9 protein-coding genes are annotated in these 8,342 nt (G+C 47.7%); 8 read left to right on the forward strand and 1 reads right to left on the reverse strand.

What is annotated here, in order from left to right; all coding sequences use genetic code 11:
• Nucleotides 1–441: 441 nt before the first annotated feature.
• The 8 genes from H1R82_RS12010 to nagE all read left to right on the forward strand — a co-directional run bounded on the left by H1R82_RS12010 (nt 442) and on the right by nagE (nt 7,635).
• Nucleotides 442–636 (forward strand): sigma factor G inhibitor Gin, encoded by a 195-nt coding sequence (locus H1R82_RS12010; protein WP_181732332.1) that lies wholly within the window; start codon nt 442–444, stop codon nt 634–636.
• Nucleotides 637–1,253: 617 nt separating this feature from the next.
• A complete protein-coding gene (locus H1R82_RS12015; RefSeq protein ID WP_181732333.1) occupies nt 1,254–2,669 on the forward strand; it encodes an aminotransferase class I/II-fold pyridoxal phosphate-dependent enzyme in 1,416 nt (471 codons plus the stop codon).
• Between the two features lie 34 nt (nt 2,670–2,703).
• The gene (gene tmk / locus H1R82_RS12020) at nt 2,704–3,330 is read left to right on the forward strand and encodes a dTMP kinase (RefSeq protein ID WP_181732334.1); all 627 of its coding nucleotides are present in this window, start codon (nt 2,704–2,706) and stop codon (nt 3,328–3,330) included.
• 260 nt (nt 3,331–3,590) lie between these two features.
• On the forward strand, nt 3,591–4,421 hold the full coding sequence (locus H1R82_RS12025) for a PSP1 domain-containing protein (protein ID WP_181732335.1): 831 nt from the start codon (nt 3,591–3,593) through the stop codon (nt 4,419–4,421).
• 47 nt (nt 4,422–4,468) lie between these two features.
• Nucleotides 4,469–4,834, forward strand: coding sequence for an initiation-control protein YabA (locus tag H1R82_RS12030; protein WP_181732336.1), 366 nt, complete (start codon nt 4,469–4,471; stop codon nt 4,832–4,834).
• Nucleotides 4,835–4,875: 41 nt separating this feature from the next.
• Nucleotides 4,876–5,163 carry a GIY-YIG nuclease family protein gene (locus tag H1R82_RS12035; protein ID WP_181732337.1) on the forward strand — a complete coding sequence of 96 codons (288 nt, stop codon included), beginning with the start codon at nt 4,876–4,878 and terminating at the stop codon, nt 5,161–5,163.
• Complete coding sequence (gene rsmI / locus H1R82_RS12040) at nt 5,135–6,028, forward strand: 16S rRNA (cytidine(1402)-2'-O)-methyltransferase (protein ID WP_181732338.1); 894 nt, start codon at nt 5,135–5,137, stop codon at nt 6,026–6,028. Before H1R82_RS12035 ends, rsmI begins: the two co-directional genes overlap by 29 nt.
• Nucleotides 6,029–6,147: 119 nt before the next feature.
• Nucleotides 6,148–7,635 carry an N-acetylglucosamine-specific PTS transporter subunit IIBC gene (gene nagE / locus H1R82_RS12045; protein WP_255516930.1) on the forward strand — a complete coding sequence of 496 codons (1,488 nt, stop codon included), beginning with the start codon at nt 6,148–6,150 and terminating at the stop codon, nt 7,633–7,635.
• A 257-nt stretch (nt 7,636–7,892) separates the two neighbouring features.
• Here the strand turns inward: nagE and H1R82_RS12050 are convergent, their stop codons facing one another.
• On the reverse strand, nt 7,893–8,165 hold the full coding sequence (locus tag H1R82_RS12050; protein WP_037997937.1) for an AbrB/MazE/SpoVT family DNA-binding domain-containing protein: 273 nt from the start codon (nt 8,163–8,165) through the stop codon (nt 7,893–7,895).
• Between the last annotated feature and the right edge of the window lie 177 nt (nt 8,166–8,342).

The raw sequence follows: 8,342 nt of genomic DNA on the forward strand, positions 1-8,342 counted from the left end.
ATCCTGAACCCTCTTAAGCAAACTGCTTAAGAGGGTTTTTGCTTTATTTGGCAAGGTTTTGCTTCACTTTTTGTCTTCAGGGGATTTCCGGATCCATTGAGGAACGCATAGGGTCCGGGATCAAAGAGGGAAATGATTTTACATTGAGGAAAGATGATTTTCTATTTCTGATGGTTTTTCATTTTTTTGATGATTTTTCATTTTTTTCTGGTTCATGAGGAAATTCGGCCGATTGTGTATTGAAATCTGCGTCAGTCTTTTTTTCAGGGTCGGATCATGATGCAAAGACACATTTTTTCGGGAAATCTTTGATAGTAATAGAAGAAAGGAAATGCGAAGCGGGGAATCCTTGCGGCGCTTGAGCCGGTTTTTTACATAACTGTTTAAATATTGGTGATTGTGGAGAAAATATTGGGAAAGAGGAAAGAGGCAGGGGATTGCATGAATGAGAAAAAGGAGTGCATTGTTTGCCGGCAAAAAAGGGAACGCGGCATCCATATATTGAATCGTTTCCTTTGCGATGATTGTGAAAAAGAAATTATTGAATCGGATTCCAATCATATTTTGTATACATATCTGGTTTGGAGAATGCGTTTTTTAATCCATCAGGATACAGAAAAGGAATTGCACGGGTGAGATTCATCCGGTCGGGGATTGGTTTGCGGTGGAAGGCATTCCTGCCTGAAGGAGGGTGAATCCCCGCATGATGTAAAAATCGTTGATTCACCGGCAAGAAAAAAGACAAAGGAGCAGGTAAAGGTCAAAGGCAAAGAATTGAAAAAACACCGGAAAAGAAGGTTGACGAAAACTTGAACGATGGCTGTCAAAAACTGAAAAGATGGTTGCCGGAACCTCATGGAGGCCGTTGGTTATTGGTATAATAAGACGAAGTGTGTTTGGTGATGAATTGAAATGAACCGGTGATTCCATAGCCATGGGTGGTCATGTACCCGGATCTTGAAGGGCGAAGCAACAATCCGATGCAAAGAAAGAACGGACCCATGAAAAAGGAACAGAACCGAAAAAACAGAAACGGTAAAGGATCAGGGCGCGTGGGCCTGAAGGAAGCACCGGTTACCCGGGTTGATGCCGTTTTTAAGCCCCAACATCGTTTTTTAACAAAACCATGTCTTTTTTACCGGACGGATCGTTCAATTGGACGGAAGATTTTGTTGCCGGGAAAAAGAAAAAGAGTGAAACGTTGAGACTTGAATGTTCAAGTCTTTTTTCTTGTAAACGGAGGGAGAAAAAATTTGGATCAGACGAGAGCGCCATTATTTGATGCATTAAAAAAACATGTGGCACGGAAGTGGACCAATTTCCATGTGCCGGGCCATAAACAGGGGCAAATGTTTGACCGGGAAGCGTTGGTATGGTTTCATCCCGTTTTATCGATGGATTTGACGGAAGTGGGGCAGCTGGATGATTTACACCAGCCGTCGGGGGTCATTCAAGAAGCCCAGCAGCTGGCGGCTGAAGCTTTTCGGGCAACAACGACTTATTTTTTGGTGGGAGGTACGACCGCCGGCAACCTGGCCGCGATTTTGGCATGTTGTTCATCCGGGGATTCGGTGATTGTGCAGCGAAGCAGCCATCAATCCGTGTTTCACGGCTGCATGTTGGCAGGAGCCAAGCCGGTTTATTTGAAGACCGGTTTCGATGAAAACGGCGTGGAAAAACCGGTTTCCCCCGGTGAAATTGAACGGATTTTAAAGGAAGATGATTCGGTGAAAGCGGTGGTCCTGACCAGTCCGTCCTACTATGGCAGGGTTCAACCAGTCCGGGAAATTGCACAGGTTTGCCACCGGTATCAGGTTCCGCTCATCGTGGATGAAGCCCATGGGGCGCATTTTGGATTTCACGAAGCACTGCCGCAGTCTGCTATGGATTTGGGAGCGGATATTGCCGTACAGTCCACCCATAAGATGTTGCCTTCCATGACCATGTCGTCCATGTTGCACTTGCAAGGAGAAAGGGTTTCCCCGGACGAAGTGAGTCACTGGCTGCGGGTGATTGAGTCAAGCAGCCCTTCTTATCCACTGATGGCCTCCTTGGATGTGACACGCCGGCTCATGGCAACAGAAGGGGAAAGACACTTGGACCGTTTGTTAACCGACTTGGAATATTTCCGGGGAAATATCCAATCCCTTCAGTCTTTGTCCGAGCAAAAAGCGGATGATCCATTGAAATGCACCTTGACGGCCAATGGCAAAATAACGGGATATCAATTGGCCGATCAGCTGATACAGGAAGGCATTCATGTGGAATTGGCCGATCCGTCGGCCGTATTGTTTGTTTTTGGTCTGGGAACCACCCGGGAGGATTTGGAGAGCCTGTGGAAAGCTTTGAAAAAAATAGATCAATTTCTTGCAGGGATTCCTGCTTCCTCTGCCAAGGGTTTCTTTGCTTTTGCAACCCAAACGCAAAAAGTCCGTTTGCCACTGGCCGAACTTCGCCGCAGGCCATTTCGGGCGGTACCCTTAAGCGAAGCTGCGGGCAAGGTTGCCATGGAGATGGTGGTTCCTTATCCACCGGGGATTCCGGTGGTGCTGCCCGGAGAAACATGGACCCGGGAAGCGCAAGAAACCATTGAAACCATTCTCCAAGGCGGCGGGCAAGTGCGGGGGGTTTCACAACATTTCAATCCCACCGTGAATGTGCTAACCTGAATACGTTGAGCCAAGCGCAGGATGGAGGAGAACAATGAAAGGAAAGTTTATTACTTTTGAAGGTCCGGAAGGAGCCGGAAAAACAACCCAAATCAAGCGGGTTCACCAATATTTGCAAAAGCGGGGGGTTCCTTGCCTGATGGTGCGCGAACCCGGCGGGACCATTATCGGGGATCGTGTGCGGGAAATCTTGCTCGATCCCGGCCGGAGTGAAATGAAATGGAAAACCGAGGTGTTGTTGTATGCTTCTTCTCGTGCCCAGCTTGTCAATGAAGTGATCCGCCCCCATTTGGATCAGGGATTTGTGGTGCTTTGTGACCGCTACATTGATTCAAGCTTGGCTTATCAAGGTTACGGGGCTGAAAAAGATGTGGAGGAAGTGAGAAAACTGAACCAATGGGCCACGGACGGGTTGATGCCGGACCGTACGTATTTGCTCGACATCCCGGTGGAAGTGGGCCGGAAACGGCTGTTGAGCCGCGGAGAGAAGAAGGATCGCATGGAGTTGAAAGAGAAAATGTTTCATGAACGGGTCCGCAAAGGGTTCCGACAAATAGCTTCGGAAGAACCGTCCCGCTTTTGCACCATCCGTGCGGAACAGTCCGGTGACAAAGTGTTTCAGGAGATCGTGGAGGATCTGAATGCACGGTTCTTCCGTTAATCTGAAATAGAATTTGCTCAACTTTTATCATCGATGATAAAATGTTATCAAAGGCTCTGAGCACTGGTTTGTGCAAAGCTTTTGGAACCAGATAACCAAACGGTTGCATAAGATTCCTAACGCGTTGAGATAGATTTTTTCCGTGCTTGTTGCAAAACAGGTGATGTTTGCCGCTTGCCTGACCGGCGGATGACTGGCCGATATGCAACCTCTGGCCATACTGGTCTTCAGGGTATTGGCTGTTCAGGAGGGATTGCTGCATGCAAAAAGTAATAGGTGTCCGCTTCCGACAAGCGGGTAAAATATATTTTTTTGATCCACTCGATTTCGAGGTGAAACGCGGAAATTACGTGATTGTGGAAACGGTTCGCGGAATCGAATACGGACAAGTGGTTTCCGGCATACGCTATGTAAAAGATGACGAGGTGGTTTTGCCGCTGAAACCGGTGATCCGGATTGCCACAGAACAAGACAAAAAGCAAGTGGAAGAGAATCAAAAGGCAGCAAAATCAGCAATGGGAGTCTGCCTGGAGAAAATACGCAATCACGGGTTGGAAATGAAACTCGTGGATGCCGAATATACATTTGACCGGAATAAAATCATTTTTTATTTTACAGCAGACGGTCGGGTGGACTTCCGGGAATTGGTGCGGGATTTGGCTGCCGTTTTTCGGACCCGCATTGAACTGCGCCAAATCGGAGTCCGGGATGAAGCGAAGATGCTCGGGGGATTGGGGCCTTGCGGCCGGGTTCTCTGTTGCTCCTCCTTTTTGGGGGACTTTGAACCGGTTTCGATCAAGATGGCCAAAGATCAAAACCTTTCATTAAATCCGGCCAAAATATCCGGGTTGTGCGGCCGGTTGATGTGTTGCCTCAAATTTGAAAATGAGGTGTATGCAGAGGCAAAACAGCTCCTGCCCGATTTGGGCGAACAGGTCGTCACCAAAGAAGGAATGGGTAAAGTGGTATCGTTAAACATGCTGGAGCGCCGGGTTCTGGTGGAACTGGCGGATACCGGCGCCATGGTTGAATTTGACATTGAGGATATTACCATCGGCGAATCTCCGCAGGCCAGCGGAATGAAATCATAAATGAAAAAATCTTAACCGTTTTTGGTGATTGAACGAGGTGGGGGGGCTTGGACAAGGAAGAAATCTTCAAACGGATCGCGCGTGTCGAAGAACAAATCGGCGAATTATATATCGAATTGGGCGGTCTGAAAGAGCAGATTGTGGAATTGATCGAAGACAACACTCGGCTGGTTATGGAAAATCAACGGTTGCAGGAAAAAGAAGAAGCCAGGGTTCTGGTATCAAACCGGGATCAAACCCAGGCGGAAAACGAGGAACAAGACGAAGAAGACATTGGACAAGGAGTCCATCATCTGGTGGATTTATACGATGAAGGATTTCATATTTGCAATGTTCACTACGGTCGTATGCGCGGTGAAGGGGATTGCCTGTTTTGCATTGCCTTTCTCAATAAATCATCGAAAGAAAAATGACGCCGGGATCCCGGCGTTTTTTTATGCGGAGAGGGGAAAAAATGTCCGAACCTTATGTCGTTTATATCCTGGAATGCAGTGACGGAACGTTGTATACGGGAATCACCAATCGTTTAAAGCAAAGAATGAAATCCCATCAACAGGGGAAAGGTGCCAAATATACACGCGGGCGGTTGCCCGTCCGGTTACGTTATGTGGAAAGAGGGGGCGATAAATCTTGGGCTTTGAAACGGGAAAGAGAAATCAAAAAAATGTCCAAGCAAAAGAAGTGGGAATTAATCCAAAAAAGGGGAGTCGCGGATGGAGATTCAAAAGAGTTTCATGAATGAAGGACAAGAGGGAACGCTTTTTGTTGTCGGAACCCCGATCGGCAATTTAAATGATTTCAGTCCGAGGGCACGCGAAATCCTGGAGCAAGTGGATATCATCGCGGCGGAAGACACACGCCACACCCGCAAGTTGCTCAGCGCGTTCGGGATCCGTGGATCCCTGGTCAGTTACCACGAGCATAACAAGCAATCCAGAGAACCGGAACTCATCCAAAAGCTGATGGATGGCAAAAGCATTGCGCTGGTCAGCGATGCGGGCATGCCCGGTATTTCCGATCCCGGCGAACCGCTCATCCAAAAGGCGGTCAGCCGGGGGATTCCCGTCGTTCCGGTTCCCGGTCCCAATGCGGCTGTCTCTGCTCTGGTGGCATCGGGGCTTCCCACACAACCGTTTGTTTTTATCGGCTTTTTGCCCAGGGGAAAAAAGGAACGGAAGAAGGAGTTGGAAAGCTGGCGCCTGATTCCGGCCACCCTGATCTTTTACGAAGCCCCCCACCGGTTGCCGGAGATGTTGAAAGATCTGTTGGAGGTTCTGGGAGACAGGAATGTGGCCATTTGCCGTGAACTGACCAAAAAACACGAAGAATGGTTGAGGGGCAAATTGAGTGACGGACTGGATTATTTCAAGGAGAAGAAAGCGCGGGGGGAATTTACGGTTGTGGTGGAAGGAGCGGACCTTTCCCGGGTGGAAGGGACGGAGCCGGAAGAAGAATGGCGTTCGTGGACCATTCATGAACATGTCGAAAAATATCTCGGGCAGGGATGGACAAAGAAAGAAGCGGTGAAGCAAGTGGCCCGGGAACGTTCCCTGCCCAAGCGGGAAGTGTACAATGCTTACCACAAAGACGAACCCGATGTGGAATAAATCCGGCTGGAATGGAGCAGACAAAAAAGAAAAAAGCAAAGTAAATTCCAGTGGCATGTCCGTTTCATGTATAATTGAAGCGATAAAGGAAGCGGTTTTTATTTTTGGAGGTGAATCGTTTGAAGAAAAAAGGAGTGCTTCTTGGTTCTTTACAGCGAATCGGGAAGTCATTCATGTTGCCGATTGCCGTTCTTCCGGCCGCCGGGATTTTGATGGGTTTCGGCGCGTTATTTACGAACCGGGAATATTTTGCGGAAGGATCGGTTCCGTATTTTATCGGCGAAGTTTTTAATGCCGGAGGCAGTGCCATTTTTGACAACCTCGCCCTGTTATTTGCCATCGGGGTGGCCCTCGGATTGACGGGGAATGCCGGCGCATCCGCGTTGGCGGCGGTTGTCGGCTATTTTCTGATGAGCAAAGTGGTTTCCCTCGGCAGTACCGAATCGATGGAGTTAAACACGGGAGTGCTGGGCGGAATCATCGCCGGGGCCATTGCCGCTTATATGTACAATCGCTATCACGATATAAAACTGCCGGACTGGCTGCAATTCTTTGGCGGCAAGCGTTTTGTCCCCATTGTCACTTCCCTTGTCATGGTTTTGGTCGGTCTCATCTTTTTGGTGGTTTGGCCGCCTGTTCAACAGGCGATCAATGCCGGCGGTAACTGGATTATCCGGCAAGGAGCCATCGGACTTTTCTTGTACGGGGTGTTTAACCGTCTGCTGATTCCTTTCGGACTGCATCATATTTTAAATACATTGGTCTGGTTTAACATTGGTGAATACACGACCGCAGCCGGCAATGTGGTCACCGGGGACATCCCCCGTTTCTTTGCTCACGATCCGTCCGCCGGAATCTTTATGACCGGTTTTTATCCCATTTTGATGTTTGCGCTGCCGGCCGCATGTTTTGCCATGCTGCATGAAGTAAAGCCAGAACGGCGCAAACTGGTTTCGGGGATTTTGATCAGTGCGGCGCTGACGGCCTTGATCACCGGAATCACCGAACCCATTGAGTTCTCGTTTATGTTTGTCGCTCCTTTTCTTTATGTCATTCATGCCATTCTTACCGGAACTTCCATGGCAGTGGTTTACCTGCTTGGCATCCGTCACGGATTTTCCTTTTCAGCCGGGGGCATTGACTTTTTCCTGAACATGCATCTGGCAACCAAACCGTGGCTGTTGGCATTGGTCGGGATCATTTATGCCGTGATTTATTATGTGGTGTTCCGCTTGTTAATCCGTTGGATGAACCTGAAAACGCCGGGGCGTGAAGATGAGGCGGAAGACGGCGGGGAGAAACAAAAACAGGCCCGGTCCGATGAAGACGAATTGGCGAAGCAAGTTTTGGCAGCCATCGGCGGGAAAGAGAACATCGACCAATTGGATGCTTGCATCACCCGGTTAAGGATGACCGTGAAAGACGAAGACAAAGTGGATGAGGAACAATTGAAAAAACTGGGGGCTTCCGGAGTGATCAAAGTGGGTTCCGGGAACTTTCAGGTCGTTTTCGGAACCAAATCCGAACGATTAAAAGACCGGATCTTGCAATGGATCCAAACCGAAGAGCAGCAAGAAACCGGGGAAAAACCGGAGGAAAATCAATAACAGGCATAAAAAAAAGCGAGGTTCAACAAGTGAGCCTCGCTTTATCATCAACGTTTAATGCAAAATGGATTGCGGCATCCAATTGGCAAACTTTTGGAACAACAAAGAAATCATTTCCGTAACCCTGTATTTTTTATATGTATGTGGTCGGATGATGATTGCTAAATTGAAACAAAGAAGTGAAATTCTATCATTCAAGCGGGAAAGCACGTGAGTCAAGAGGAATGGAAATGATTTTGTTTATAACAAATTTTTCCTTAGTCTGCATAGACTTTTTCACCATGGATCATCTGATACATCTCTTCGATGCATTTTTTGCTGACTACTTTATTTTTATAGCGAACGGTATCTTCCACTTCGCCGCTGAAAATGCAAGCGGGTTCATATTTTTTCAGAACAATCCGTTCACCGTCGACATAAATTTCCAGGGCGTCTTTTTCGCCAATTCCCAGTGTTCGACGTAATTCGATGGGTATAACAACACGGCCAAGTTCGTCTACCTTACGTACAATGCCCGTAGATTTTAACATTTTCCGAATCTCCTCTCAACGAAATCTGGTTTTGGGAAATTTTTCTCTTTGAATTGACGTCAAATTTCGACATCGACGTTAAGTTCATCATACCAACGATTCCCATAACAGTCAATATAACTAGAGGATTTTTATAGAAAATTCCTTAATAATATTAAGGATAAAATATATTTAGAT

The sequence above is a fragment of the Thermoactinomyces intermedius genome, from assembly GCF_013912365.1.
GTDB classification, from domain to species: domain Bacteria; phylum Bacillota; class Bacilli; order Thermoactinomycetales; family Thermoactinomycetaceae; genus Thermoactinomyces; species Thermoactinomyces intermedius.

Bases quoted from the DNA above. Each gene is read 5' to 3' on its own strand.
- H1R82_RS12010 (WP_181732332.1), top strand. From the start codon at position 442: ATGAATGAGAAAAAGGAGTGCATTGTTTGCCGGCAAAAAAGGGAACGC.
- tmk (WP_181732334.1), top strand. From the start codon at position 2,704: ATGAAAGGAAAGTTTATTACTTTTGAAGGTCCGGAAGGAGCCGGAAAA.
- H1R82_RS12025 (WP_181732335.1), top strand. From the start codon at position 3,591: ATGCAAAAAGTAATAGGTGTCCGCTTCCGACAAGCGGGTAAAATATAT.
- H1R82_RS12035 (WP_181732337.1), top strand. From the start codon at position 4,876: ATGTCCGAACCTTATGTCGTTTATATCCTGGAATGCAGTGACGGAACG.
- rsmI (WP_181732338.1), top strand. From the start codon at position 5,135: ATGGAGATTCAAAAGAGTTTCATGAATGAAGGACAAGAGGGAACGCTT.
- H1R82_RS12050 (WP_037997937.1), bottom strand. From the start codon at position 8,165: ATGTTAAAATCTACGGGCATTGTACGTAAGGTAGACGAACTTGGCCGT.